Origin of the sequence: Streptomyces wedmorensis (assembly GCF_000716445.1) — a bacterium.
Taxonomy (GTDB): domain Bacteria; phylum Actinomycetota; class Actinomycetes; order Streptomycetales; family Streptomycetaceae; genus Streptomyces; species Streptomyces wedmorensis.
In genome coordinates this window covers 67,632-92,973 of the sequence record NZ_JNWK01000019.1, presented here as the reverse complement: position 1 = coordinate 92,973, position 25,342 = coordinate 67,632, and the positions used below count along the sequence as shown (strand labels likewise).

26 protein-coding genes are annotated in these 25,342 nt (G+C 71.7%); 9 read left to right on the top strand and 17 right to left on the bottom strand.

Annotated features, from left to right (window positions below):
* The first annotated feature begins 123 nt into the window (after window positions 1–123).
* On the top strand, window positions 124–1,338 hold the full coding sequence (gene serB, locus OO54_RS17405) for a phosphoserine phosphatase SerB (protein ID WP_033204135.1): 1,215 nt from the start codon (window positions 124–126) through the stop codon (window positions 1,336–1,338).
* Window positions 1,339–1,528: 190 nt separating this feature from the next.
* Here serB and OO54_RS17400 read toward each other — a convergent pair whose 3' ends face one another.
* The 4 genes from OO54_RS17400 to OO54_RS17390 form a co-directional block, all read right to left on the bottom strand.
* Complete coding sequence (locus OO54_RS17400; RefSeq protein WP_033204134.1) at window positions 1,529–2,047, bottom strand: SixA phosphatase family protein; 519 nt, start codon at window positions 2,045–2,047, stop codon at window positions 1,529–1,531.
* A gap of 35 nt (window positions 2,048–2,082) precedes the next feature.
* The gene (locus tag OO54_RS17395; RefSeq protein ID WP_026058080.1) at window positions 2,083–2,286 is read right to left on the bottom strand and encodes a hypothetical protein; all 204 of its coding nucleotides are present in this window, start codon (window positions 2,284–2,286) and stop codon (window positions 2,083–2,085) included.
* A 158-nt stretch (window positions 2,287–2,444) separates the two neighbouring features.
* Window positions 2,445–2,561: an SGM_5486 family transporter-associated protein gene (locus OO54_RS48330; RefSeq protein WP_267888962.1), complete on the bottom strand. Its 117-nt coding sequence runs from the start codon at window positions 2,559–2,561 to the stop codon at window positions 2,445–2,447.
* Window positions 2,562–2,578: 17 nt separating this feature from the next.
* On the bottom strand, window positions 2,579–3,928 hold the full coding sequence (locus OO54_RS17390; protein ID WP_033204133.1) for a CynX/NimT family MFS transporter: 1,350 nt from the start codon (window positions 3,926–3,928) through the stop codon (window positions 2,579–2,581).
* 63 nt (window positions 3,929–3,991) lie between these two features.
* On the opposite strand from OO54_RS17390, the gene OO54_RS17385 reads away from it, so the two are divergent.
* Window positions 3,992–4,693 carry a FadR/GntR family transcriptional regulator gene (locus OO54_RS17385; RefSeq protein WP_017238526.1) on the top strand — a complete coding sequence of 234 codons (702 nt, stop codon included), beginning with the start codon at window positions 3,992–3,994 and terminating at the stop codon, window positions 4,691–4,693.
* Here the strand turns inward: OO54_RS17385 and OO54_RS17380 are convergent.
* The 3 genes from OO54_RS17380 to fabG form a co-directional block, all read right to left on the bottom strand.
* Complete coding sequence (locus tag OO54_RS17380) at window positions 4,650–5,045, bottom strand: hypothetical protein (protein ID WP_033204132.1); 396 nt, start codon at window positions 5,043–5,045, stop codon at window positions 4,650–4,652. The genes OO54_RS17385 and OO54_RS17380 overlap by 44 nt on opposite strands.
* Window positions 5,046–5,208: 163 nt before the next feature.
* Entirely contained in the window at window positions 5,209–5,985 is a 777-nt protein-coding gene (gene fabI / locus OO54_RS17375) for an enoyl-ACP reductase FabI (RefSeq protein WP_017238528.1), read from the bottom strand.
* Window positions 5,986–5,990: 5 nt separating this feature from the next.
* A complete protein-coding gene (fabG, locus tag OO54_RS17370; RefSeq protein WP_033204131.1) occupies window positions 5,991–6,707 on the bottom strand; it encodes a 3-oxoacyl-[acyl-carrier-protein] reductase in 717 nt (238 codons plus the stop codon).
* A gap of 228 nt (window positions 6,708–6,935) precedes the next feature.
* Between fabG and OO54_RS17365 the strand changes: the two genes are divergently transcribed.
* The 3 genes from OO54_RS17365 (at window position 6,936) to tyrS (ending at window position 11,263) form a co-directional block, all read left to right on the top strand.
* The gene (locus OO54_RS17365) at window positions 6,936–8,459 is read left to right on the top strand and encodes a TldD/PmbA family protein (RefSeq protein WP_033204130.1); all 1,524 of its coding nucleotides are present in this window, start codon (window positions 6,936–6,938) and stop codon (window positions 8,457–8,459) included.
* 82 nt (window positions 8,460–8,541) lie between these two features.
* Complete coding sequence (locus OO54_RS17360; protein WP_033204129.1) at window positions 8,542–9,933, top strand: metallopeptidase TldD-related protein; 1,392 nt, start codon at window positions 8,542–8,544, stop codon at window positions 9,931–9,933.
* A gap of 55 nt (window positions 9,934–9,988) precedes the next feature.
* Complete coding sequence (tyrS, locus tag OO54_RS17355) at window positions 9,989–11,263, top strand: tyrosine--tRNA ligase (RefSeq protein WP_017238532.1); 1,275 nt, start codon at window positions 9,989–9,991, stop codon at window positions 11,261–11,263.
* Window positions 11,264–11,383: 120 nt separating this feature from the next.
* Here the strand turns inward: tyrS and OO54_RS17350 are convergent, their stop codons facing one another.
* Window positions 11,384–11,659: a GlsB/YeaQ/YmgE family stress response membrane protein gene (locus OO54_RS17350; protein ID WP_033204163.1), complete on the bottom strand. Its 276-nt coding sequence runs from the start codon at window positions 11,657–11,659 to the stop codon at window positions 11,384–11,386.
* A gap of 169 nt (window positions 11,660–11,828) precedes the next feature.
* Here OO54_RS17350 and OO54_RS17345 point away from each other — a divergent pair, with 169 nt between their 5' ends.
* Both OO54_RS17345 and OO54_RS17340 read left to right on the top strand, forming a co-directional pair.
* Window positions 11,829–12,173, top strand: coding sequence for a DUF3099 domain-containing protein (locus OO54_RS17345; protein WP_033204128.1), 345 nt, complete (start codon window positions 11,829–11,831; stop codon window positions 12,171–12,173).
* 125 nt (window positions 12,174–12,298) lie between these two features.
* Window positions 12,299–12,631: a hypothetical protein gene (locus OO54_RS17340; RefSeq protein WP_234439480.1), complete on the top strand. Its 333-nt coding sequence runs from the start codon at window positions 12,299–12,301 to the stop codon at window positions 12,629–12,631.
* Window positions 12,632–12,635: 4 nt separating this feature from the next.
* Here the strand turns inward: OO54_RS17340 and moaA are convergent, their stop codons facing one another.
* The 3 genes from moaA to OO54_RS17325 form a co-directional block, all read right to left on the bottom strand.
* Window positions 12,636–13,625: a GTP 3',8-cyclase MoaA gene (gene moaA / locus OO54_RS17335; protein ID WP_033204127.1), complete on the bottom strand. Its 990-nt coding sequence runs from the start codon at window positions 13,623–13,625 to the stop codon at window positions 12,636–12,638.
* A 165-nt stretch (window positions 13,626–13,790) separates the two neighbouring features.
* The gene (locus OO54_RS17330; RefSeq protein ID WP_033204126.1) at window positions 13,791–15,431 is read right to left on the bottom strand and encodes a solute symporter family protein; all 1,641 of its coding nucleotides are present in this window, start codon (window positions 15,429–15,431) and stop codon (window positions 13,791–13,793) included.
* Entirely contained in the window at window positions 15,428–15,802 is a 375-nt protein-coding gene (locus OO54_RS17325; RefSeq protein WP_033204125.1) for a DUF485 domain-containing protein, read from the bottom strand. The genes OO54_RS17330 and OO54_RS17325 overlap by 4 nt, the downstream gene beginning before the upstream one ends.
* A 271-nt stretch (window positions 15,803–16,073) precedes the next feature.
* Between OO54_RS17325 and OO54_RS17320 the strand changes: the two genes are divergently transcribed.
* Together OO54_RS17320 and OO54_RS17315 are read left to right on the top strand one after the other, a co-directional pair.
* On the top strand, window positions 16,074–17,609 hold the full coding sequence (locus OO54_RS17320) for a S8 family peptidase (RefSeq protein WP_033204124.1): 1,536 nt from the start codon (window positions 16,074–16,076) through the stop codon (window positions 17,607–17,609).
* A gap of 84 nt (window positions 17,610–17,693) precedes the next feature.
* Complete coding sequence (locus OO54_RS17315; protein ID WP_033204123.1) at window positions 17,694–18,992, top strand: CoA transferase; 1,299 nt, start codon at window positions 17,694–17,696, stop codon at window positions 18,990–18,992.
* A 296-nt stretch (window positions 18,993–19,288) separates the two neighbouring features.
* Here the strand turns inward: OO54_RS17315 and OO54_RS17310 are convergent, their stop codons facing one another.
* The 6 genes from OO54_RS17310 to OO54_RS17285 all read right to left on the bottom strand — a co-directional run bounded on the left by OO54_RS17310 (window position 19,289) and on the right by OO54_RS17285 (window position 25,339).
* A complete protein-coding gene (locus OO54_RS17310) occupies window positions 19,289–20,332 on the bottom strand; it encodes a zinc-dependent alcohol dehydrogenase family protein (protein WP_017238541.1) in 1,044 nt (347 codons plus the stop codon).
* A 17-nt stretch (window positions 20,333–20,349) separates the two neighbouring features.
* On the bottom strand, window positions 20,350–21,000 hold the full coding sequence (locus OO54_RS17305; protein WP_033204122.1) for a lysoplasmalogenase: 651 nt from the start codon (window positions 20,998–21,000) through the stop codon (window positions 20,350–20,352).
* A gap of 65 nt (window positions 21,001–21,065) precedes the next feature.
* Window positions 21,066–21,956, bottom strand: coding sequence for a sterol desaturase family protein (locus OO54_RS17300; RefSeq protein WP_033204121.1), 891 nt, complete (start codon window positions 21,954–21,956; stop codon window positions 21,066–21,068).
* A gap of 114 nt (window positions 21,957–22,070) precedes the next feature.
* Window positions 22,071–22,796, bottom strand: coding sequence for a VIT1/CCC1 transporter family protein (locus OO54_RS17295; protein ID WP_033204120.1), 726 nt, complete (start codon window positions 22,794–22,796; stop codon window positions 22,071–22,073).
* A gap of 24 nt (window positions 22,797–22,820) precedes the next feature.
* The gene (locus tag OO54_RS17290; protein WP_234439479.1) at window positions 22,821–24,044 is read right to left on the bottom strand and encodes an amidohydrolase family protein; all 1,224 of its coding nucleotides are present in this window, start codon (window positions 24,042–24,044) and stop codon (window positions 22,821–22,823) included.
* Window positions 24,045–24,058: 14 nt separating this feature from the next.
* Window positions 24,059–25,339: an amidohydrolase family protein gene (locus OO54_RS17285; protein WP_033204116.1), complete on the bottom strand. Its 1,281-nt coding sequence runs from the start codon at window positions 25,337–25,339 to the stop codon at window positions 24,059–24,061.
* Between the last annotated feature and the right edge of the window lie 3 nt (window positions 25,340–25,342).

The following is a 25,342-nucleotide window of genomic DNA, read 5'->3' as shown; positions in this document are numbered from 1 at the left end:
CGGTCCCGTCTCGGAAAGTCGGGCCGTGTGAAGACCTTCGGGGCAAGCCCTCGACCACTCGGGTGTCCGCTACGCGGGACGGGGGGTCAGGTGGCACGCGGTGCCCGATACGGTGGAACCACCATGAGCGCATCGCAGACCTCAGACGTTCCCACCCTTCTCGTCAAGATCTTCGGGAAGGACCGTCCCGGGATCACCGCGGGACTCTTCGACACCCTCGCCGCCTACTCCGTCGACGTCGTGGACATCGAGCAGGTGGTCTCCCGCGGCCGCCTCGTCCTGTGCGCGCTCGTCACGGAACCGACCGTCGCCTCGGCCGGCGAGCTCAGGGCCACGGTGCACAGCTGGGCCGAATCCCTGAAGCTCCAGGCCGAGATCATCTCCGGCACCGGTGACAACCGGCCCCGTGGCGAGGGGCGCTCCCACGTCACCGTGCTCGGCAACCCGCTGACCGCGGAGCAGACGGCGGCCATAGCGGCCAGGATCGCGGAGACCGGCGGCAACATCGACCGGATCTTCCGCCTGGCCAAGTACCCGGTGACGGCCGTCGAGTTCGCCGTCTCGGGCTGTGAGACCGAGCCGCTGCGGACGGCCCTGGCCATCGAGGCGCACTCCATCGGGGTCGACGTCGGCGTGGTGTCCGCCGGTCTGCACCGGCGCGCGCAGCGGCTGGTGGTGATGGACGTCGACTCGACCCTGATCCAGGACGAGGTGATCGAGCTCTTCGCGGCGCACGCCGGCTGCGAGGACAAGGTCGCCGAGGTGACGGAGGCGGCGATGCGCGGCGAGCTCGACTTCGAGCAGTCGCTGCACGCGCGCGTGGAGCTGCTGGCCGGCCTCGACGCCTCGGTGGTCGACAAGGTCCGCGCCGAGGTGCGGCTGACGCCGGGCGCGCGGACCCTGATCCGCACGCTGAAGCGGCTGGGCTACCAGGTGGGCGTCGTGTCGGGTGGGTTCACCCAGGTCACCGACGATCTGAAGGAGCGGCTCGGGCTGGACTTCGCCTCGGCCAACACCCTGGAGATCGTCGACGGCAAGCTCACCGGCCGGGTGACGGGCGAGATCGTGGACCGGGCGGGCAAGGCGCGGCTGCTGCGCCGGTTCGCCACGGAGGCGGGTGTGCCGCTGGCGCAGACGGTGGCGATCGGCGACGGTGCCAACGACCTGGACATGCTGAACGCGGCCGGGCTCGGGGTGGCGTTCAACGCCAAGCCGGTCGTGCGCCGGGCCGCCGACACCGCGGTGAACGTGCCCTTCCTGGACACCGTGCTGTACCTGCTCGGCATCACGCGGGAAGAGGTCGAGGCCGCGGACGGCGGCGAGGAGCTGCTGCACTGAGCCGTCGGGGCGGGTCCCCGCCCCACGCTGTCGGTACGGAGAAGGGCCCGGTCGTCGTGTGACGACCGGGCCCTTCGCGCACGTACGGGGCCGACGCACGGGTCGGACGTACGGGGCTGACGTACGGCTCGCAGTACGGGGCCGGCGTGCGGCTCGCAGTACGGGGCCGACGTGCGGCTCGGCGTCCTGGTCAGCCGTGGGGGGTCCAGAAGTCGACGAGGCGGCCGACGCCGTGCTCCACCGCCTTCCAGGAGCCGTTGAAGGTGAGGACGGCGAAGGCCGAGGTCGGGAAGCCGCTGCGGTTCATGTGGGGCAGGAGGTCCGCGTCGCTCTCGCCGGCGAGGGCGTCCGCGAGCGCGTGCATGCCGGGGTTGTGGCCGATGACCAGGAGGTTGGACACCTCGTCCGAGGTCTCGTTGAGCACGGCGATGAGCTCGCCGAGCGAGGCCTCGTACAGCCGGTCCTCGTACACGGTCCTGGGCCGCTGGGGCAGCTCGGGCACGGCCAGCTTCCAGGTCTCGCGGGTTCTGACGGCGGTCGAGCAGAGGGCCAGGTCGAAGGGGATGCCGGTCCCGGCGAGCCGGCGGCCCGCCACGGGGGCGTCCGCGCGCCCCCGGTCGGCGAGGGGACGCTCGTGGTCGGCCTCGTCGTTCCAGTCGGCCTTGGCGTGTCGAAGCAGCACGATCCTGCGGGGTGTATCGACGCTCATGGTCAACAGCTTCGCACGAAACGGCCTTCGGCGACTCAGAGAGGCAGCGTTTGCTGGAGGTGGTCCAGAACCCGGCCGACCCCCAGGTCACCAGCGGTCGCGTGGGCCTCACCCGGCCCCGTGATGAGCAGCAGAAGGGCTACGAAGGCGGCCACCGGGAGGGCCAGGGCCCACCAGGGGAGCCGGGTGTCGACACCTGCCGTGGTGGTCCGGATGCGGGGGTGCGTGGGGGCCGACATGGCCGCCTCCGTGGGTGAGTCGCTCGCTTTCGCCGTCGTCTCCAACGTACGGATCGCGGGGGTGGCGGCCCATCCGGTGATCCACCCACTTCACCCTGACACTCACCCCCTAGGGGATGCGGGGGTTTTCCCCACCCCGCGGCGGCCTCACGGCCGGGTCACGGCGAGAAGGCGGAGGCGACGACGGCGATCACGACCGTGATGCCGAGCATCGCGCCGAGCACGAGGAGCAGCTTCTTCTGGCCGTTCGGGGGGGTGGGTTCGAGGACTGGCATGGGACCAGTCTCGCATCTCAGCATTCGTCCTCGACGGTCCGGTCCCGTCCCGCCAGGCAGCCGATGATCATCTGCGGCACCATCAGACCGCCCATGAGCGCGATCGGCAGGCTCCAGCCGCCGCTGTGCTGGTAGAGCACGCCGACGAGGAGGGGGCCGGGGATGGAGATGAGGTAGCCGACGCTCTGCGCGAAGGCGGAGAGGCGGACGACGCCGGCGCCGGTGCGCGAGCGCAGGCCGATCATCGTGAGGGCGAGCGGGAAGGAGCAGTTGGAGACGCCGAGGAGCACCGCCCAGAGCCAGGCTCCGCCGGCCGGGGCGAGGAAGAGCCCGGTGTAGCCGGCGAGGCCGCACAGGCCGAGGGCGACGACGATCGGGCCCTGGTTCCTCATGCGGGTGGCGAGCCGGGGGATGACGAAGGCGAGCGGGACGCCCATGACCATCGTGACGGCGAGGAGGACGCCCGCGGTCGAGGCGGGGACCCCTGCGTCGCGGAAGATCTGCGGCATCCAGCCCATGGTGATGTAGGCACCGGTGGCCTGGAGGCCGAAGAAGCAGCCGAGGGCCCAGGCGGTGCGGCTGCGGGCGACGCGCGGCGCGGCGGTCTCGGCCGGGGCGGCGGGCTTGTCTCCCGTACCACCGCCGGCTCCGTCGCGGGCACGGTCGCGGAGGAGCGGGATCCAGGGCAGGACGGCGAGGGCGGCGAGGGCGGCCCAGACGCCGAGGCCCAGGCGCCAGTCCCCGCCGAGGGCGTCGGTCATCGGGACGGTGGCGGCCGCGGCGACGGAGGTGCCGAGGGCCAGCGCCATGGAGTAGAGGCCGGTCATGCTGCCGACGCGGTCGGGGAAGTACCGCTTGACGATGACGGGCATCAGGACGTTGCTGACGGCGATGCCCATGAGGGCGAGGGCGCTGGCGGCGAGGAAGCCGGCGGTGCCGGTGGCGAAGGGCCGGACGACGAGGCCGGTGAAGATCGCGGCCATGCCGGCGCAGACGACGGCGGCGGGGCCGAAGCGGCGGGCGAGGCGCGGGGCCGTGATGCCGAAGACGGCGAAGCAGAGCGGCGGGACGGAGGTCAGGACACCGGCGACGCTGCCGCTCATGTGGAGGCCGTCGCTGACGTCCGCCAGGAGGGCGCCGAAGCTGGTGATGGCCGGGCGGAGGTTGAGCGCGGCGAGGACGAGTCCGACGGTGACGAGCGCGAGGGACCAGCGGGGGCCGGGCGCGGCCGGTGGGGACTGGACCGCCGGGGAGGTACCGCCGCCGTGGGGTCGAGCGGGCGCGGAGGAGTCCGCGGTGGTGGCGGTCGAAGTGGCGGTCCGGGCCGGTGGTGCGGCGGGGTCGAGGGTCTGCGGCTCGTCAGGCATGGGGCCATCATAGAATCATGGGATGATTGGTTGTCCAATCTCGAACGAACAGGAAGGTGCTCCATGGCCCTCGGTCACCCCCGGCGCGCAGGCCTCTCCGATCAGGTGATCGCCGAGCTGCGGAACCAGATCACCTCCGGCGAATGGCCGGTGGGTTCGCGCATCCCGACCGAGCCCGAGCTGGTCGAGCAGCTGGGCGTGGCCCGCAACACCGTGCGCGAGGCCGTCCGGGCACTGGCGCACAACGGGCTGCTCGACATCCGGCAGGGTTCGGGGACGTACGTCATCGCCACCAGCGAGCTGGCCGGGGTGATGCACCGGCGCTTCGCCGGCTCCGATCCCCGCCACGTCGCCGAGCTGCGGTCGACGCTGGAGTCCGCCGCGGCCCGGTTCGCCGCCGGGCGGCGCACCGAGCGGGACCTGAAGCAGCTCGACGCCCTGCTCGAACGGCGCGAGCAGGCGTGGGAGTCCGGGGACGCGGAGCGGTTCGTGACGGTCGACGCGGCCTTCCACCACGCGGTCGTCGCGGCCTCGGGCAACGAGGTCCTGACGGAGCTCTACGCGGACCTGGGCGACCTGCTGCGGGACTGGCTGCGCGACGACGTGGGTCAGGAGCTGCGGCCGGAGAACCACATGGACCACGCGCGCCTGGTGGACGCGATCAGGGACGGCGACGCCGAGCGGGCCGGCACGGAGGCGGCCGGCTACCCCTTCATGTGCCTCAGGAGCCCGGAAGCGGAGCCCGGTCCGCAGGCTGGTGCGTGACCCAGGCGGACCGGACCTCCTTCCAGCAGCGGCCGGTCAGCTTGGCGTAGTCGGCGGGACCGACCTCCACGGGGGCGCTGTCGGTGTCGACGTCCCACCAGCGGTCGCACTCGACGTGGAGGCGGACGCTGTCGGTGGCGGGGTACGGGTTATGGCAGTAGGCGGTGACGCGGGAGCCCTGGACGACGGTGCGGCAGGAGGCCTCGAAGGCCTCCGGCCCCTCGGCCACCGGGGCGGCGGGAGCGTCTTCGGCCGGGGCGGGTGAGGAGCGCACCTCGTCGGCGACGGCGATCCCGGTGAGCAGGACGGCGACGGAGGCGAACGCGCCGAACCCCTGGCGTATCGCGCGCATACCCGTACCTCCTCCCCGTCAGCGGTAGGAACATCACGCTTCGCACCAGTCTGGGGCGATTCGCGCGACTTTTCGAGTCGGGCACGGGTTGCGGAACGGCGAGGGCCGTGTGTCCGCCTCCGGGAGGCGGACACACGGCCCTCGGTGCTGTCGCGTGAAGCCGTTACGCGCCGATCGCGTGCAGGCCGCCGTCGACGTGGACGATCTCGCCCGTCGTCTTCGGGAACCAGTCGGAGAGCAGCGCCACGACACCGCGGCCGGCCGGCTCGGGGTCGGCGAGGTTCCACTCCAGCGGGGAGCGGCTGTCCCAGACGGCGGCGAGCTCGCTGAAGCCGGGGATGGACTTGGCGGCCATCGAGCCGATCGGACCCGCCGAGATCAGGTTGCAGCGGATGTTCTGCTTGCCCAGGTCACGCGCCATGTACCGGCTGGTGGCCTCCAGGGCGGCCTTGGCCGGGCCCATCCAGTCGTACTGCGGCCAGGCGTACTGCGCGTCGAAGGTGAGGCCGACGACGGAGCCGCCCTCGGTCATCAGCGGCAGCAGGGCCGTCGTCAGCGACTTCAGCGAGAAGGCGGAGACGTGCATGGCCGTGGCGACGGACTCGAACGGCGTGTTGAGGAAGTTGCCACCGAGCGCGTCCTGCGGCGCGAAGCCGATCGAGTGCACGATGCCGTCGAGACGGTCGCCGAGCTGCTCGCGGACCTGGCCCTCCAGGCGCGCGAGGTGCTCGTCGTTGGAGACGTCGAGCTCCAGGACCTTCACGTTCTCGGGCTTGGGGAGCTTCTTGGCGATGCGCTCGGTCAGCGACGGCCGCGGCCAGGCGGTGAGGATGATCTCCGCACCCTGCTCCTGGGCCAGCTTCGCGGTGTGGAAGGCGATGGAGGACTCCATCAGCACACCGGTGATCAGGATGCGCTTGCCCTCGAGAATTCCGCTCATGGTGATCAGTGACCCATGCCCAATCCGCCGTCAACCGGGATGACGGCTCCAGTGATGTACGAGGCGTCGTCGGAGGCGAGGAAGCGCACCGCGGCGGCGATCTCCTCCGGCTGCGCGTAGCGGCCCAGCGGCACCTGGGACACGATGCCCGCACGCTGCTCGTCGGTGAGCACCGCGGTCATGTCGGTGTCGACGAAACCGGGGGCGACGACGTTGAAGGTGATGTTGCGCGAGCCCAGCTCACGCGCGAGGGAGCGGGCGAAGCCGACGAGGCCGGCCTTGGAGGCGGCGTAGTTGGCCTGGCCCGCGGAGCCCAGCAGACCGACGACCGACGAGATCAGGACGACGCGGCCCTTCTTGGCGCGCAGCATCCCGCGGTTGGCCCGCTTCACGACCCGGAAGGTGCCGGTGAGGTTGGTGTCGAGGACGGACGTGAAGTCCTCCTCGGACATGCGCATGAGGAGCTGGTCCTTCGTCACGCCCGCGTTGGCCACGAGGACCTCGACCGGGCCGTGCTTCTCCTCGATCTCCTTGTAGGCCTGGTCGACCTGCTCGGAGTCGGTGATGTCGCACTTGACGGCCAGGAGACCGGCCTTCTCCAGCTCAGCGGGATCGCCGGAGCGGTACGTGATCGCGACCTTGTCGCCGGCCTCGACGAACGCGCGGGCGATGGCGAGGCCGATGCCCCGGTTTCCTCCGGTGACGAGAACCGAGCGGCTCAACGGATCACCCTTTCGATAGCGGTCTGAACACCGAAAACCTATCGGGCCGGTGCGCCATACAGAGAATCGGGCCCCGACAGTGCGGCGAGGCCCACCCTGTCGGGTCTCTACAGACCGCCTGGTCGGCACACCACGAAACGGCGGGTTCGTGTCCGGGAAACGTGTGGCAGCCCATAAGGAAGGGCCCGCATGATTCACTGCGGACACAAATCGAGAAGGGGAGACTTCGTGGCCCATCAGGTCGATCAGACGTTTCTGGCGCTGCCGTTGAGGGCGCTCGCGGACGCGGCGCTCGCGCGGGCGAGGGCGCTGGGTGCCGAGCACGCGGACTTCCGCCTGGAGCGGGTGCGGAGCGCCTCGTGGCGACTGCGGGACGCCAAGCCGTCCGGATCGTCGGACACCACGGACCTCGGCTACGCGGTGCGGGTGGTGCACGGCGGCGCCTGGGGGTTCGCGTCCGGAGTGGACCTGACCATGGACGGGGCCGCGCGGGTGGCCTCGCAGGCGGTCGCCATGGCCAAGCTGTCGGCGAAGGTGATCGCGGCGGCGGGTTCGGACGAGCGCGTGGAGCTGGCCGATGAGCCGGTGCACGAGGAGCGCACGTGGGTCTCCTCTTACGAGATCGACCCGTTCTCCGTCCCCGCCGAGGAGAAGAGCGCGCTGCTCGCCGACTGGAGCTCGCGGCTGCTGGGTGCGGAGGGCGTGGCGCACGTGGACGCCTCGCTGCTCACCGTGCACGAGAACAAGTTCTACGCGGACACGGCCGGCACCGTCACCACGCAGCAGCGCGTCCGGCTGCACCCGCAGCTCACGGCGGTCGCCGTCGACGAGACGACCGGCGAGTTCGACTCGATGCGGACGATCGCGCCGCCGGTCGGCCGCGGCTGGGAGTACCTGACCGGGACCGGCTGGGACTGGGACAAGGAGCTCGACGAGATCCCGGCGCTGCTCGCCGAGAAGATGCGGGCGCCGAGCGTCGAGGCGGGCCGGTACGACCTGGTCGTGGACCCGTCGAACCTGTGGCTGACGATCCACGAGTCCATCGGGCACGCCACCGAGCTGGACCGGGCGCTCGGCTACGAGGCCGCGTACGCGGGCACCTCCTTCGCCACCTTCGACCAGCTGGGCAAGCTGGCGTACGGCTCCTCGATCATGAACGTGACGGGTGACCGGACCGCCGAGCACGGTCTCGCGACCATCGGGTACGACGACGAGGGCGTCGAGGCGCAGTCCTGGGACCTGGTGAAGGACGGCACGCTGGTCGGCTACCAGCTGGACCGGCGGATCGCGAAGCTGACGGGCCTCGGCCGCTCGAACGGCTGCGCCTTCGCGGACTCCCCCGCGCACGTGCCGGTGCAGCGGATGGCGAACGTCTCCCTCCAGCCGGACCCGGGCGGTCTGTCGACCGAGGACCTGATCGGCGGCGTGGAGCGCGGCATCTACGTGGTCGGCGACCGGTCCTGGTCGATCGACATGCAGCGCTACAACTTCCAGTTCACGGGTCAGCGCTTCTTCCGCATCGAGAACGGCCGGCTCGCCGGGCAGCTGCGGGACGTGGCCTACCAGGCGACCACCACCGACTTCTGGGGCTCCATGGAGCAGGTCGGCGGCCCGCAGACGTACGTGCTCGGCGGCGCCTTCAACTGCGGCAAGGCCCAGCCGGGCCAGGTCGCCGCCGTCTCGCACGGCTGCCCCTCCGCCCTCTTCCGGGGCGTCAACATCCTGAACACGACGCAGGAGGCCGGTCGATGAGCGCGCACCACCAGATTTGCCGGGGGTCCGGGGGTCGCCTCCCGGGTCAGCACAGCCTGAACACGACGCAGGAGGCCGGTCGATGAGCCGCGTCAGCAAGCCGTACGAGATCGTCGAGCGGGCGCTCGAGCTGTCCCGCGCCGACGGATGTGTCGTGATCGCCGACGAGGAGTCGTCGGCGAACCTGCGGTGGGCGGGGAACGCGCTCACCACGAACGGTGTGACCCGGGGCCGTACGCTCACGGTGATCGCGACCGTCGACGGCGCGCAGGGCACGGCCTCCGGTGTGGTGTCCCGGTCGGCGGTGACCGTCGACGACCTGGAGCCGCTGGTCCGGGCGGCGGAGGCGGCCGCGCGGGCCGCGGGGCCCGCCGAGGACGCGCAGTCGCTGGTGGAGGGCGTGCCGGCGTCGCCGGACTTCACGGACGCGCCGGCGGAGACGTCCTCCGCGGTGTTCGCCGACTTCGCGCCCGCGCTCGGCGAGGCCTTCGCCCGGGCCAAGGCCGGCGGCCGCGAGCTGTACGGGTTCGCGAACCACGAGCTGACCTCCACCTACCTGGGTACGTCGACGGGGCTGCGGCTCCGCCACGACCAGCCCAACGGGACGCTGGAGCTCAACGCGAAGTCGCCGGACCGCTCACGGTCCGCCTGGGCCGGCCGCTCGACGCGGGACTTCAAGGACGTGGACCCGGGCGCGCTCGACGCGGAGCTGGCGACGCGCCTGGGCTGGGCGGAGCGGCGGATCGAGCTGCCCGCCGGGCGTTACGAGACGCTGCTGCCGCCGACGGCCGTGGCCGACCTGATGATCTACCAGCTGTGGTCCTCCGCGGCCCGGGACGCGGTGGAGGGCCGTACGGTCTTCTCCAAGCCCGGCGGTGGCACCCGGCTGGGCGAGTCCCTCTCCCCGCTGCCGCTGACGCTGCGCAGCGATCCGAACGAGCCGGGCCTGGAATCCGCGCCGTTCGTGATCGCGCACTCCTCCGGCGACGACTCCTCCGTCTTCGACAACGGCCTGCCGGTCGGGCCGATCGACTGGATGAAGGCCGGAAGCCTGGCGCACCTGATCACCACCCGGCACACGGCGGGACTCACCGGGCTGCCCGTGGCGCCCGGCGCGGGCAACCTGGTCCTGGACGGCGGTGGCGAGCGCTCCCTGGAGGAGATGGTCGCCTCGACCGAGCGGGGCCTGCTGCTGACCTGCCTCTGGTACATCCGCGAGGTCGACCCGGCGACGCTGCTGCTGACCGGTCTGACCCGGGACGGCGTCTACCTCGTCGAGAACGGCGAGGTGGTCGGCGAGGTGAACAACTTCCGGTTCAACGAGTCGCCGGTGGACCTGCTGTCGCGGGCCACGGAGGCGGGCCGTACGGAGAAGACGCTGCCGCGCGAGTGGAGCGACTGGTTCACCCGTGCCGCGATGCCCGCCCTGCGGGTGCCGGACTTCAACATGAGCTCGGTCAGCAAGGGGGTCTGACCCGCCTAGACTGAGTGGCCGTAGTACTGACGACTTTCTGAGGAGACGGACGATCGTGACGGACATCGTCGACGAGCTGAAGTGGCGCGGGCTCTTCGCCCAGTCCACCGATGAGGACGCACTGCGCAAGGCTCTCGCGGACGGTCCCGTCACGTTCTATTGCGGTTTCGACCCGACCGCGGCCAGTCTCCACGTCGGTCACCTGGTCCAGGTGCTCACCGTGCGCCGGCTCCAGCAGGCCGGGCACCGGCCGCTGGCGCTGGTCGGCGGGGCCACCGGCCAGATCGGCGACCCGCGCCCGACGGCCGAGCGCACCCTGAACGACCCCGAGACGGTCGCGAACTGGGTGAACCGGCTGCGGACTCAGATCGAGCCGTTCCTCTCCTTCGAGGGGGAGAACGCGGCGGTCATGGTGAACAACCTGGACTGGACCGCCGGCATGTCGGCGATCGAGTTCCTGCGGGACATCGGCAAGCACTTCCGGGTCAACAAGATGCTGACCAAGGACTCCGTCGCCCGGCGCCTGGAGTCCGAGCAGGGCATCAGCTACACGGAGTTCAGCTACCAGCTGCTCCAGGGCATGGACTTCCTGGAGCTGTACCGCCGCTACGGCTGCACGCTCCAGCAGGGCGGCTCGGACCAGTGGGGCAACCTGGTGGCCGGGCTCGACCTGATCCACCGCCTTGAGCCGGGCGCGCAGGCGCACGCGCTGGCGACCCCGCTGATGGTCAAGGCGGACGGCACCAAGTTCGGCAAGACCGAGGGCGGGGCCGTCTGGCTGGACCCGGAGATGACCACGCCGTACGCGTTCTACCAGTTCTGGCTGAACGTGGACGACCGGGACATCTCGACGTACATGCGGATCCTGTCCTTCAAGTCCCGCGAGGAGCTGGAGGAGCTGGAGGCGCAGACCGCCGAGCGGCCGCAGGCGCGCGCCGCCCAGCGGGCGCTGGCCGAGGAGCTCACCACCCTGGTGCACGGCGCCGACCAGTGCGCGGCCGTCATCAACGCCTCCAAGGCGCTGTTCGGCCAGGGCGAGCTGGCGGAGCTGGACGAGGCGACGCTGGCCGCCGCCCTGTCCGAGCTGCCGCACGCCCGGGTGACCGAGCTGGGCCAGGTCGTGGACCTGTTCACCGAGGTCGGTCTCGCGCCGAGCAAGTCGGGCGCGCGCCGCACGGTGAAGGAGGGCGGGGCCTACGTGAACAACGTGAAGGTCACCGCCGAGGACGCCGAGGTGTCGGCGGACGAGCTGCTGCACGGCCGCTGGCTGGTGCTGCGGCGCGGCAAGAAGAACCTGGCGGCGATCGAGTTCGCCGGCGCGGAGGGCTGACCCGCCCGCTCCGCACGCCGGAGGCCCGGTGCGGCACACCACGTCGTGTGCCGCACCGGGCCTCCTCGCGTTCGACACCGGGTCGGGGCGCTCTCCCGGCGGATCGGGGTCGGACAGGGCCTAGGTGCGCTGCCTGCTGCCCCTCATCGAGGTCCACAGCATGTCGCCCACTCCGACCACGGCGACGGCGCCGATCAGCTGGAGCAGGTGGCGGGTCCAGTCGATGCCCTTGGTGTCGTTGACACCGATCCAGGTCGCGACCGCGTTTCCGAGCACGCTGCCGAGAATGCCGAACACGGTCGTCAGCCAGAGCGGGATCTGCTGCTTCCCCGGCAGGATCGCCTTCGCGATCAGGCCGAGGACGAATCCCACGATGATCGCCCACAACCAACTCATCGTCGCCTCCTTGTACGCATGTGCGCCCAGTCTCGGCCCGTCGACCAAACGGCGCATGTCGGACAGCGCCATACGTGCCCCGGTCTCGTCCGCGCGGAGGGGCGGGCGTACGGTGGAAGAAGGTCCGGACCGGGGAGGGTCCGGCGCGAGCGGTGGGTGGTGGACGGCGATGCCGAAGCGTGGCGGAACCGAAGTCTTCCGCATCACGGGAGCCCGGCAGGGGCTCGCGGACGACGTGCGGGGACGGCAGCGGCGGTACGTCATCTCGATGACGGTGCGGACGCTCTCCGTGATCGCGGCCGCGGTGCTGTGGAACGTCGAGCGGCACGTGGCCATCGTGGCGCTGGCCCTGGGGATCCTGCTCCCCTACATCGCCGTGGTCATCGCCAACGCGGGACGGGAGTCGACTCCGTCCCTTCCCTCCACCTTCGTGCCGACTCCGACGCGGCCCGAGCTCGGCGCGGCCGAGGCGGAGGACGACGCGGACGCGGACCGGCCGCAAGGCCGGAAGTGATCACGCACAGTGGCCGGAAAGCTCAAGAAAAGCTCAGATCAATCATGAAGTTCCTGTGCACCACACCCCATGTGCCGTGACATACTTCCTACGCGCTCCGCATCCCCCGTCGGAGCGACGGACCGATGCCGGGCAGCTCCCCCCGTGGCTGCTCGGCATCGCCCTTGCTGGACAATGATCAGGTGAGCGAAGAGAAGCCGATCTGTTCCGCGAAGGGCTGCCGCGCCGACGCCGTCTGGGTCCTCGCGTGGAACAACCCGAAGCTGCACACGCCCGAGCGGCGCAAGACCTGGCTCGCGTGCGAGGAGCACCGCGAGCACCTCTCCCAGTTCCTGGGCGTACGGGGTTTCCTGAAGGACGTCGTCCCGCTCGCCGAGTGGGAGTCGGGCTCCGAGGACGGGCGGAACCCCCAGAACCCCGAGGATCCGCAGGACTCCCAGGACTTCCGGGCTTCCTAGAAGGTCAGCCGCCGATCGCCGACATGGGGCGGTCGGGCTGGAGGAAGCTGGGGTCGTCGAGGCCGGAGCCGGCCTTCTTGCCCCACATGGCCTTCTTCCAGAGCTCCGCGACCGTCTCGTCGGGGGCGTCCGAGCGGAGGGCGGCCCGCAGGTCCGTCTCCTCGGTGGCGAACAGGCACGTGCGGACCTGCCCGTCGGCGGTGAGGCGGGTGCGGTCACAGGCCCGGCAGAACGGGCGGGTGACGGAGGCGATGACGCCGACCGTGTGCGGCCCGCCGTCGACGACCCAGCGCTCCGCGGGCGCCGAACCGCGCTCGTCGGCACCCTCGGCGGTCAGCGTGAAGCGGGTGCGCAGCGACTCCAGGATGTCACCGGCTGTGATCATGCCGTCGCGCTTCCAGCCGTGCTGGGCGTCGAGCGGCATCTGCTCGATGAAGCGGAGCTCGTACCCCTCGTCGATCGCCCAGGCGAGGAGGTCGGGTGCCTCGTCGGCGTTGAGCCCGGGCATCAGGACGGCGTTGACCTTGACCGGGGTGAGGCCGGCGTCCCGGGCGGCGGCCATGCCGTCGAGGACGTCCTGGTGACGGTCACGGCGGGTGAGGGTCTTGAAGACGTCGGGGCGCAGGGTGTCGAGGGAGACGTTCACCCGGTCGAGCCCGGCGGCCTTGAGTGCGGTCGCGGTGCGCTTCAGCCCGATGCCGTTGGTGGTGAGGGACATCCGGGGGCGGGGCTCGAGGGCGGCGCAGCGCTCGACGATGCCGACGATGCCGGGCCGGAGCAGCGGTTCGCCGCCGGTGAAGCGGACCTCGGTGACGCCGAGGTCGGTGACCGCGATCCGGATCAGCCGCACGATCTCGTCGTCGGTGAGCAGGTCCGGCTTGGCCAGCCACTGGAGGCCCTCTTCGGGCATGCAGTAGGTGCAGCGCAGGTTGCAGCGGTCGGTGAGCGAGACGCGCAGGTCGGTGGCCACCCTGCCGTAGGTGTCGATGAGCACTGTGGGCCCCCTCCCCGTCGTGTGGATGCGTGTGCTCCGAGCCTACGTGAGCTCACGCCTGACGAGCAGGGTGGATTGTCACGAGGAAGGGCGCGGCCGCGTCGTAGAACTCTACGACGCGGCCGTCCGGTGGTCGCTGACCGTATACGGTCCGGTGCGCTGGGGTCAGTGCCGGACCGCGGCGGCGACCCCCACACCGGTGAGCGACTTGACCTCGAGTTCCGCGTACTTGCCCGCGTCCGGCTCCTCCTTGGAGAGGAGCGAGCCGAGCCAGCCGAGGAGGAAGCCGAGCGGGATCGAGACGAGGCCGGGGTTCTCCAGGGGGAACCAGTGGAAGTCCACGCCCTTGAACATCGAGGCCGGGCCGCCGGAGACGACAGGCGAGAAGAGGACGAGGACGACGGAGGAGATCAGTCCGCCGTAGATCGACCACAGCGCGCCCTGGGTGGTGAACCGCTTCCAGAAGAGCGAGTAGAGGATCGTCGGCAGGTTGGCCGAGGCGGCGACCGCGAAGGCGAGGGCGACCAGGCCGGCGACGTTGAGGTCGCGGGCGAGGGCTCCGAGCGCGATCGACACGATGCCGATGAGGACGGTGGACCAGCGGGCGGCCCGCATCTCCTCGCGCTCGGTGGCCTTCCCCCGCTTGATCACGTTCGCGTAGATGTCGTGCGCGAAGGACGAGGAGGAGGCCAGGGTCAGGCCGGCGACCACGGCGAGGATGGTGGCGAAGGCGACGGCGGAGATGACGGCGAGGAGGATCGCGCCTCCGGTGGAGCCGGCGCCGCCGCCGACTTCGAGGGCGGTCAGCGGGGCCGCCGTGTTGCCCGCCTTGTTGGACGCCTTGATGGTGTCGCCGCTGAGCAGGGCGGCGGCGCCGAAGCCGAGGACGATCGTCATCAGGTAGAAGGCGCCGATGATGCCGATCGCCCAGTTGACCGACTTACGGGCGGCCTTGGCGGTCGGCACCGTGTAGAAGCGGATCAGGATGTGGGGCAGGCCGGCGGTGCCGAGGACGAGGGCGATGCCGAGGGAGATGAAGTCCAGCTTCGAGAGGGCGGTGGCGCCGTACTTGAGGCCGGGCTCCAGGAAGGCGTCGCCCTTGCCGCTGTTGGTGGCGGCGGCGCCGAGCAGCTGCGAGAGGTTGAAGTCGAACTTCAGGAGGATGAGGAAGGTGATGAGGAGCGTGCCCGCGATGAGCAGGACGGCCTTGACCATCTGCACCCAGGTGGTGCCCTTCATGCCTCCGATCGTCACGTAGACGATCATCAGGACGCCGACGAGGGCCACGATCGCGATCTTGCCGCCGTCGCTGGTGATGCCGAGGAGCAGCGAGACGAGGACGCCGGCGCCCGCCATCTGGGCCAGCAGGTAGAAGATCGAGACGACGATGGTGGAGGTGCCGGCGGCGGTGCGGACGGGCCGCTGGCGCATCCGGTAGGCGAGGACGTCGCCCATGGTGAAGCGGCCGGAGTTGCGCAGCGGTTCGGCGACCAGGAGCAGGGCGACGAGCCAGGCGACGAGGAAGCCGATCGAGTAGAGGAAGCCGTCGTACCCGTAGAGGGCGATGGCGCCGCTGATGCCGAGGAAGGACGCGGCGGACATGTAGTCGCCGGAGATGGCGAGGCCGTTCTGGAAGCCGGTGAACTGGCCGCCGCCGGCGTAGAAGTCGGCGGCGCTGCGGGTCTGCCGCCCCGCCCAGACGGTGATGACCAGGGTGGCGACGACGAAGGCCCCGAAGAGGGCGATGATCAGGGGCCGGTGCTCGCTGGTGGCGTTGCCCGCCGCGAGCAGGACGGGGGTGCTCATGCGTCGCCCTCCATACGGTGTCGGATGGCCTCGGCCTGGGGGTCGAGGCGGTTCGCCGCGTGCCGTGAGTAGAGCCAGGCGATGAGGAAGGTGGTGAGGAACTGGCCGAGGCCGAGGACGAGCGCCACGTTGATGTTGCCGAAGAGCTTGGTCCCCATGAAGTCGCCGGCGTAGTTGGAGAGGAGGACGTACAGCAGGTACCAGGCGATGAAGGCGAGGGTGAGGGGGAAGGCGAAGGAACGGTACGTACGGCGCAATTCGCCGAATTCCGCTCCTTCCTGCACCTCGACGAACTGCTCCGTCGTGGGCGACGCGGGACCGTGGTCGGTCTCCGTCCCGTTCCTGGGCGGCGGCGGTGCTTCGGTAGCCACGGAATCTCCTCGTGACGCGGGGGCGGACGGCATGGTCAAGGGGGCCTCACCGGGGTGCGAGAGCGGCGCTCCGAGCGGAGCTCCTCCCCTGACCAACGGCACGGAGCCGGAAGCGAAGCGGTTCACGCAGGGGAATTCCTTGAACAGATCTTCATGAAGTCTTCTCAACTCATTGAACGTTCGGGAAGATCAGCGATAGCTTCACTCGTCATGCACCTGTCCGCGCGTAAACCCGCGCGCGAGCAGTACATACGGATGATGTGGAGAACCCATGGCTCATCTGGGATCGAGGCGCGGCCGAGCACTCGCTCTGCCGGTTGGTCTCGCGCTCACGGCCTCGCTCGGCTTCCTTGCCCCCGGCGCCGCCTCCGCCGCGGAACTGAGTGGTGCCTCGGCCACCGTGGCGACGAACGGCCCGAAGCTGTCGTACGTCGTCAACATCGAGGGCGGTCACTGGACGGCCGCCTCGGTGAAGAAGGCGATCGCCGCCGCGGGCGGCGAGGTGGTCATCTCGTACGACCAGATAGGCGTGATAGTCGTCCACTCGCAGAACCCCGAGTTCGCGAAGACGATCCGTCAGGCGCGTGGCGTGGTGTCGGCCGGTTCGACCCGTACCGCCCCGCTGTCCGTCCAGTCCGACGACTCCGTCGACGAGGGCGCGCAGACGCTGTCCGCGGCCGAGGCCAAGGCCGCCGCCGCCAGCGCCACGGACGGGCAGGACCCGCTGGAGCCCCTGCAGTGGGACCTCCCGGCGATCAAGGCCGACAAGGCCCACCAGAAGACGCTCGGCAGCAAGCGCGTCACCGTCGGCGTCATCGACACGGGTGTCGACGACACCCACCCGGACCTGGCGCCCAACTTCGACGCCGCCGCGTCCGCCAACTGCGTGTCCGGCAAGCCGGACACGACCGCCGGGTCGTGGCGCCCCAACCCGGGCGAGAGCGACCACGGCACGCACGTCGCCGGCACCATCGCCGCCGCCAAGAACGGCGTCGGCATCACCGGTGTCGCCCCGGGCGTCAAGGTCTCCGGCATCAAGGTGTCCACCCCCGACGGCTTCTTCTACACCGAGGCCGTCGTCTGCGGCTTCGTGTGGGCGGCCGAGCACGGCGTCGACATCACGAACAACAGCTACTACACCGACCCGTGGATGTTCGCCTGCAAGAACGACGAGGACCAGAAGGCCCTCATCGAGGCGGTCACCCGCGCGAGCCGGTACGCGGAGAAGAAGGGCACGGTCAACGTCGCCGCGGCCGGCAACTCCAAGTTCGACCTGGCTGCCGACTCGATCGTCGACAACAGCAGCCCGAACGACACCACTCCGGGCGACCGGGTCATCGACCCGAAGGAGTGCTTCGACTACCCGGCCATGCTGCCGGGCGTCGTGACGGTCTCCGCGACCGGTGCCAAGGACCTCAAGGCGTCCTACTCCAACTACGGTCTCGGCGTGATCGACATCGCCGCCCCCGGCGGTGACCGCACCGAGTACCAGACGCCGGACGCCCCGGCGGTCAACGGCCGCATCCTGTCGACCACGGTCAACGGCGGCTTCAACTACAAGGCCGGCACCTCGATGGCCGCGCCGCACGCGGCGGGCGTCCTGGCGCTCCTGAAGTCGACGCACCTCCACGCGAGCCCGGCGGCGCTGAAGGCGCTGCTGTACGCGCAGGCCGACGACCGCGCCTGCACCAACCCGTACGACATCAACGGCGACGGCACCGTCGACGCCGTCTGCGAGGGTGGCAAGGACAAGAACGGCTTCTACGGGGCCGGTCTGATCGACGCGCTCGACGCCGTCCGCCGCTAGTCGCGGAGGTCAGGTGACGGAGGGCCCCGGTGTGCTGTGCCACACCGGGGCCCTTTGCGTGGCACTCAGTGCCATAGTGCGGTCATGGACAACGGAGTACGCACGGGTACGGAGTTGCTGTGGTCGGCCCTGGGCGGCGATCCCGCCCTCGTCGACCGGGTGGAGTACGGCGGGGTGTCCGGGCTGCTGCCCGCGCGCCTGCCGGTGATGGACCTGGCCCGGGCCGCGGTCGCGGTCTGCGCGCTCGCCGCGGTGGAGCACGAGGGCCTTCCGGGGCCGGTGCGGGTCGACGACGGGGCCGTCGCCACCGCCTTCGTCAGTGAGCGCCATCTGCGGATCGACGGGCGGACGCCGGTGAACTTCGCGCCCCTGTCACGGTTCTGGCGGGCGGCCGACGGCTGGGTCCGCACCCACGCCAACTACCCGCACCACAAAGCGGCGTTGCTCGCCGCGCTGAACGCGGCCGACTCGGTCGAGGCCGTCGCGGCGGCGATCGGCGAGCGCAAGGCCGTCGAGGTCGAGGCGGCGGTGTACGCGGCCGGGGGCCTGGCCGTCGCCCTGCGCACGCCCGGCGAGTGGGCCGCGAGCGAACAGGGCCGGGAGGTGGCGGCGCGGCCGCTGCTGACCCGGGAGCGGCTCGACGACGCCCCGCCCCGGCGCCGCACGGGGCCGCTGCGGATCCTCGACCTGACCCGGGTCATCGCCGGGCCCGTCGCCACCCGGACCCTCGCGTTGCTCGGCGCGGACGTGCTGCGGATCGACCCGCCGGACAACCCCGAACTGCCGGACCAGCACGCGGACACGGACGTCGGCAAGCGGACGGCCGCGCTCGATCTGGACCGGCCGTCCGACCGGCGCACCTTCGACGAACTCCTGGACTCCGCCGACGTGTTGGTCACCGGCTACCGTCCGGGCGCGCTCGACCGCTTCGACCTGGACCGGCCGGGCCTCGTGACCGCCCGGCTGTCGGCCTGGGGCGACTACGGGCCGTGGGCCGGGCGGCGCGGCTTCGACTCCCTGGTGCAGGTCGCGACGGGGATCGCCGCCGTGGAGGGGTCGGCGGAGGAACCGGGGGCGCTGCCGGCGCAGGCGCTGGACCACGGGACGGGTTATCTGCTGGCGGCGGCGGTGCTGCGGGCGCTGACGGAGCAGGCCTCGGAGGGCGGCACCCGGCTCGTCCGCCTGGCCCTCGCCCAGACCGGTCACTGGCTGTCCCACGGGCTGCCGCGGTATGAGGCGGGGCGGTATCTCGGCGAGTCCGAGGGGCCGTTGGGGCGTCTGCGGTACGCGTTGTCGCCGGTGTCCTACGAGGGCGGGGCTGCGGGGTGGTCACGGCCGCCGGGCCTCGCGGGGGCGGATGCGCCGGAGTGGCTCGGGGCCTGACGGGGGGCGGGCCGTACGGGCGGAACGGGCCGGGACTGGCAACCGGCAACGGGGCGTGTGCCCACCCGTTCCGCCCTGCGGAACGATTGCCCACACGGGGGGGTGCGACCACGCGGGGGCCACGCGCGGGGTCCGCGCGGGGATCCACGCGGGGATCCGCGCGGAGGTTCCACGCGGGGATCCACGCGGAGGTCCGCGCGGAGGTTCCACGCGGGGATCCACGCGGGGGGGGTGCGACCACGCGGAGGCCCGCGCCGGGCCCGCGCCGGGCCCGCGCGTGGGGTACCCCGTGAGGGTTACGGCTTGATGAGGACCTTGAGGGCGGTGCGGTCGTCCATGGCCTTGTAGCCGGTGGGGACGCCGTCGAGGGCGACGGTGAGGTCGAAGACCGGGGAGGGGTCGATGGTGCCGTCGAGGATGTCGGGGAGGAGCTCGGGGATGTAGGCGCGGACGGGGGCGACGCCGCCGCGGAGGGCGATGTTGCGGTCGAACATGACGTCGAGGTCGAGACCGGTGCCGCTGCCGTGGGGGACGCCGACGTAGCCGATGGAGCCGCCGTCGCGGGTGATGGCGACGGCGGTGCGCATGGACTGCTCGGTGCCGACGGCCTCGATGACGCCGTGCGCGCCCTGGCCTCGGGTGAGCTCGCGGACGGCGGCCTCGGCGGCCTCGCCGCGCTCGGCGACGACGTCGGTGGCGCCGAAGAGACGGGCGATGTCGGTGCGGGCGGTGTGCCGGCCGAGGGCGATGATCCGCTCGGCGCCGAGGCGCTTGGCCGCGAGGACGCCGCAGAGGCCGACGGCGCCGTCGCCGACGACCGCGACCGTGGAGCCGGGCCTCACTCCGGCGCCGAGGGCGGCGTGGTGGCCGGTGCCCATGACGTCGGAGAGGGCGAGCAGTGCGGTGAGGAGCCGGTCGTCGGAGGCGGCCTCGGCGGGCAGCTTGACGAGGGTGCCGTCGGCGACGGGGACGCGGACGGCCTCGCCCTGGCCGCCGTCGGAGCCGCCCGAGCCCCAGAAGCCGCCGCGCGGGCAGGAGGTCTGGAGGCCCTCGGCGCAGTATTCGCACGTGCCGTCGGACCAGACGAAGGGGGCGACGACGAGGTCGCCCGGGACGAAGCCGGTGACCTCGGAGCCGGCCGCCTCGACGATGCCGAGGAACTCGTGGCCGATCCGCTGGCCGGGCTGCCGGGCGGACTCGCCGCGGTAGGCCCAGAGGTCGCTGCCGCAGATGCAGGCGCGCAGGACCCGCAGGACGACGTCCGTGGGTTCCTGGATCACCGGGTCGGGCACGTCCTCCACGCGCATGTCGAACGGGGCGTGGATGGTGGTGGCGCGCATGGCTGCGGTCCTCGCTGTCAGACGGTTGTACGACGTTCACCGTATATCGCGCGGAGCGCTCCCGCCGCCAGCAGGTATTGCGCCGCGATGTACGTCAGCATGACCCAGAAATCGGCCACGGGCAGCTGGGGCCATCCGGCGACGCCAGTGGCGATGAGGGTGTCGGACAGCAGGAACAGGGCGCCGCCGAGGCCGGCCAGGGGTCCGAGGGCGCTCGCGCGGTAGGCCATCGCGGCGAGCAGCAGCGAGTACCCGGCGACGGGGATCCGAAGGTCGGCGGGGAGGTCGGGCCAGAGGAGGACGACGGTGCCGGCGAGGGCCGCCGCGTACAGGGCGCCGAGTGCCGGGGACGTACGCCTGCGGCCGAAGAGGACCAGGTAGCAGACGTGTCCGACGGCGAAGGAGCCCATGCCGGCGAGGAACGCCCAGTCGGCATCGGAGAGCAGGAGGACGTCGCCGCCCCAGCCGAAGAGCAGCGCGGCGGTGAGCGGCTTCGGGGCGCCGAGGGTGACGGCGTACGCGGCGAGCAGCGGCATCAGGAGCGGCTTGGCGATCTGGTGGCCGAGCTCGGCGCCGGCGAGCAGCGCGCCCAGGTCGACGGCGGCCGCGAGGGCGAAGGCGACGAGCAGCGCGCGGGAGACGGCGGCCGGGACGGGGCGGGCGGCCACGGGTACGGGTGCGGATGCGGATGCGGATGCGGATGCGGATGCGGATGCGGATGCGGATGCGGTGCTCACGCGGCGGCCTCCGGGGCGGTCGTGGTGCCCGCGACGGGGCTCGTCCCGCCGGTGGCGGGGGCGGGTTGCCAGCCCGGGCCGCGGAAGAGGCGGCCGGCGCGCTCGCGCCAGGTGCGGGCGGCGCGGACGTCGCGGGCGATGGCGGCGTACTCGTGGGTGGCGACGCGCAGCGGGTTGTAGGTCTCGATGTTCTTGGTGAGGCCGTAGACAGGCCGGTCGGTCTCGCCCACCCAGGAGCCGAACATCCGGTCCCAGACGATGAGGATGCCGCCGAAGTTCCGGTCCAGGTAGCCGCCCTGGGAGGCGTGGTGGACGCGGTGGTGCGAGGGCGTGTTGAGGACGTACTCGAAGGGCCGGGGCAGTTTCCCGATGCGCTCGGTGTGGATCCAGAACTGGTAGACGAGGTTGACCGAGTAGCAGAAGGCGACGGCCGCGGGGTGGACGCCGAGGGCGATCATCGGCAGGTAGAACGGCCAGCCCGTCACGCCGGTCCACGGCTGGCGCAGGGCGGTGGTGAGGTTGAACCTGCGGCTGCTGTGGTGGACGACGTGGCAGGCCCAGAGGATCCGGACGACGTGGTGGCCGCGGTGCTGCCAGTAGTAGAGGAAGTCCTGGGCGAGCAGCATGAGCGGGACCGTCCACCACAGGAAGGGGACGCGGAGCGGGGTCAGCTCGTAGACGGCGGTGTAGATCGCGACCACGGGGATCTTCCACAGCGCGTCGAAGGCGAGGCTCCCGAGCCCCATGCCGACGCTGGTGGCGGCGTCCTTGGTCTCGTACCCGGCGGCGTCCTCGTCGGGGCGGACCCGGTGGCTGACCATCTCCAGGACGGTGAGCAGGACGAACGCCGGTATGGACCAGAGCACGACATCGGGCAGGTTGGGCATGCCGTCGACGGTAGGGGCGCCGGGCGGACGCGACTAGACGTGATTGCTTACAAGTAAGTGAGACAGCTTGTCAGCAAGCTTTGGCACCTTCCGACAACACCTCGGCGACCTCGCCTACACCCCGGCCGCCCCCAGCAGGGAGCCCGCCCCGTAGGTGACCGCCATCGCGAGGGCGCCGCCGGCCACGTTGCGGAGGATCGCCGGGCCCGTGGGGGCGCTGCCGAGGCGGGCGCTCCACCAGCCGGTGAGGGTGAGGGCGGCGAGGACGGAGAGGACCGTGACCCAGAGGCGCGCGGAGGCCGGGGGGAGGACGATGGCGAGGAGCGGGAGCAGGGCGCCGACGGTGAAGGCGAGGAAGCTGGCACCGGCCGCGTGCCAGGGGTTGGTGAGGGCGTCGGGGTCGATGCCCAGCTCCACGCGCGCGTGGGCACGCAGGGCGTCGCGCTCGGTGAGCTGTTCGGCGGCCTCCCTGGCCACGTCCGGGGAGAGGCCGCGGGAGGCGAGGAGGCCGGTCAGTTCGCGGAGTTCGGCCTCCGGCCGTTCGCGCAGCTCGCGCTTCTCCTGGGCGAGCGCCGCCTTCTCGGAGTCGCGCTGGGTGGAGACCGAGACGTACTCCCCCGCGGCCATCGACATCGAACCGGCGAGCAGCCCGGAGAGGCCGGCCGTGAGCAGGGCGGCCTGGGACTGGGTGGCACCGGCGACGCCGACGACGAGGCCGGCGGTGGAGACGACTCCGTCGTTGGCTCCGAGCACGGCGGCGCGGAGCCAGTTGAGACGGGAGCCGAGGCCTCCGCCGTGGGCCTCGTCGTGCACGGCGTCCGGTGCGGGGGATGACGTCACGTCAGGAGGGTCGCACCCGGCGGGTCACCAGACGCGGACCGACCCGCCCGGGGCGAACGCCGGGCTGGTGGCGCCCTCGGGCACCTCCTTCAGCGGCTCGGCGATCTCCTCGACGGTCGGGCCGTGGACGGCGGCGAGCCGGTCGAGGAAGGCGAGGTCGAAGCCGTAGACGCGGGCCGCGTTGCCGCCGACCATGGCGGCGACCTCGTCCCTCGGCAGGCCCGCGTAGGCGATGCGGAGGCCTTCGCGGGAGTACGGGGTGGTGCCCTCGTCGTGCGGGTAGTCGGTGCCCCACATGATCTTGTCGAGACCGATCCGCTCGCGCAGCGGCACCTCGTGGGGCCGCATGAAGCTCGCGCCGACGAAGCAGTTGTCGCGCCATACCTCGCTGGGCCCCTTGCCCATGGACTCGGCGAGCCCGGCGCCGAACTTGGACTCGGCGGTGGAGGCCTTCGTCGCGGCCGACACCAGGCGCCCGTGGTAGTAGTCCAGCATGTCGAGCACGCCCGGGATCCAGCCCGAGCCCTGCTCGGTCAGGACCAGCTTGAGGTTCGGGTGCCGCCGGAAGGCGCCGCCGAAGACCAGGTGCCACAGGGCCCGGTGGGAGAACCAGGTCGTCTCCACCATGAAGACCGCCCGGGCGGCCGGTTCGTCGCCCAGCGGCGGCGACGCGGAGCCGCCGTGGTGGTTGACCGGCACGTCGAGCTCGGCGCAGACCGCCCAGATCGGGTCGTACGTCGCCGAGTACAGCTCGGGGACGGGCGAGCCAGGGGGGACCCCGGGGAGCAGGATGCCCCCGGTCAGGCCCGCCTCGCGGGTCCGGCGGATCTCGGCGACCGCCGCGTCCACGTCGTTGAGGAGGATCTGCGCCACGCCCGCCCTGCGTCCCGGGGCGTCGGCGCAGAAGTCGGCCAGCCAGCGGTTGTGCGCCTGGAGGCCGGCCCAGCGCTGTTCGTACTCGGCGCGGGTGGGCGGCTGGGCCATCAGCGAGGCCTTGGGGAAGAACGGCGGGATCGTGTTGGGGAAGACGACCTCGGCGACGACGCCGTCCTCTTCGAGTTCGCGCAGCCGCCGCCGCGAGTTCCAGTTGCGGTCGGCGGTGTCGGCGAGGAGGTCCTCGTACGGATTGACGTACGTCGCCGCCCAGGCGTCGAAGTCGTCGTGGTGCTTCCTCTCCAGGTAGGGCCGGTAGTCGAGGAGGTCGGCGCCCGCGTGGCAGTCGGCCGAGACGACGGTGTACCTGTCCATCGGTTCGCCCCCCATCAGTTCGTTCCGATGACCGGGAAGTCGTGGTCCGTCAGCCAGTGGCGGCCGACCTCGCGCGAGCGGGCCCAGGAGGCCTCCACGGCGGCCTGGTCGGCGGGCTGGCCGAGTTCGGCGGGGGTGGGGCCGATCCGGCGGGCGATCGGCGCCAGGGCGCCGAGGTCGAAGCCGAAGACCTCCGCCGCCGCCAGGCCGAGCATCCGCCGGGTCTCCTCGACCGGGATGTCGTGGAACGTCCTCCGCAGCCACGCGCGCGTGTCGGGCCAGGTGCCCTCCGGGTGCGGGAAGTCGGATCCCCACAGGATGTTGTCGACGCCGATCTCGTACCGCTGGGCCAGTTCGCGCCGCTTGGTGTTGGTGGCGCAGACGAAGACCTGCCGGTCCAGGTACTCGCTCGGCGGCCGCTTCAGCTCCGCGAACGGGGACAGCTTCTTGCCGCCGTGCGCGCCGAGGTAGAGCCGGTCCATGAACCAGAGGAGGTTCGGCAGCCACCAGCAGCCGGACTCGGCGACGCCGAACCTGAGGCCGGGGTGGCGCTCGAAGGCCCCGGACCAGAGCAGGAACCAGAGCGGCCTGGCCGGCCACCAGGTGACCTCGGAGACGTAGATCCCGAGGTGGTCGCCGTACTCCTCGCGGGGTGCGGCCCCCGAGTGGGTGACGACCGGCATGCCGGTCTCGGCGGCGGCCGCCCACACCGGGTCGTAGTGCCGGTCGTGATAGGGGGTCTTGTCGACCCACATGGAGGGGATCATCAGCGCGCCGAGCCCGGACTCCTTGGCCCGGTGGATCTCGGCGACGACCTCGCGGACGTCGGCGGTGACGGGGAGCAGGGCGACCCCGCAGTGCCGCTCCGGGTTCTGTCCGACGAACTCGGCGAGCCAGCGGTTGTGGGCCTTCGCGCCCGCCATGCCGAGCTCCGGGTCCTGGTCGCCGGAGAGGCCGAGGCCGACGCCGAAGGGCGCGGCGGTCTGGCTGTCGACGGCGTCCGCGTCGGGGAAGACGACCTCGGCGGCCACCCCGTCGCCGTCGAGCTCCTTGATCCGCTGGGCGGCGTCCCAGCCGCCGCGCAGGCCCTCCTCGTTGTCGCTGAACCACTTGCTCGCGAAGGCCTCGTTGCGCACCCCGAGCCGGGTCATGGCCTCCCGGCGGGCCTCGCGCCCGGCCAGGAAGTCGTCGAAGTCCCGGTGGAAGCGGGGGTCGAGATAGGGCCGGTACTCCTCGGTGGGGAGGCCGGCGTGACAGTCGGAGGAGATGATCAGATACGGGTCCTCATGGCTCATGGT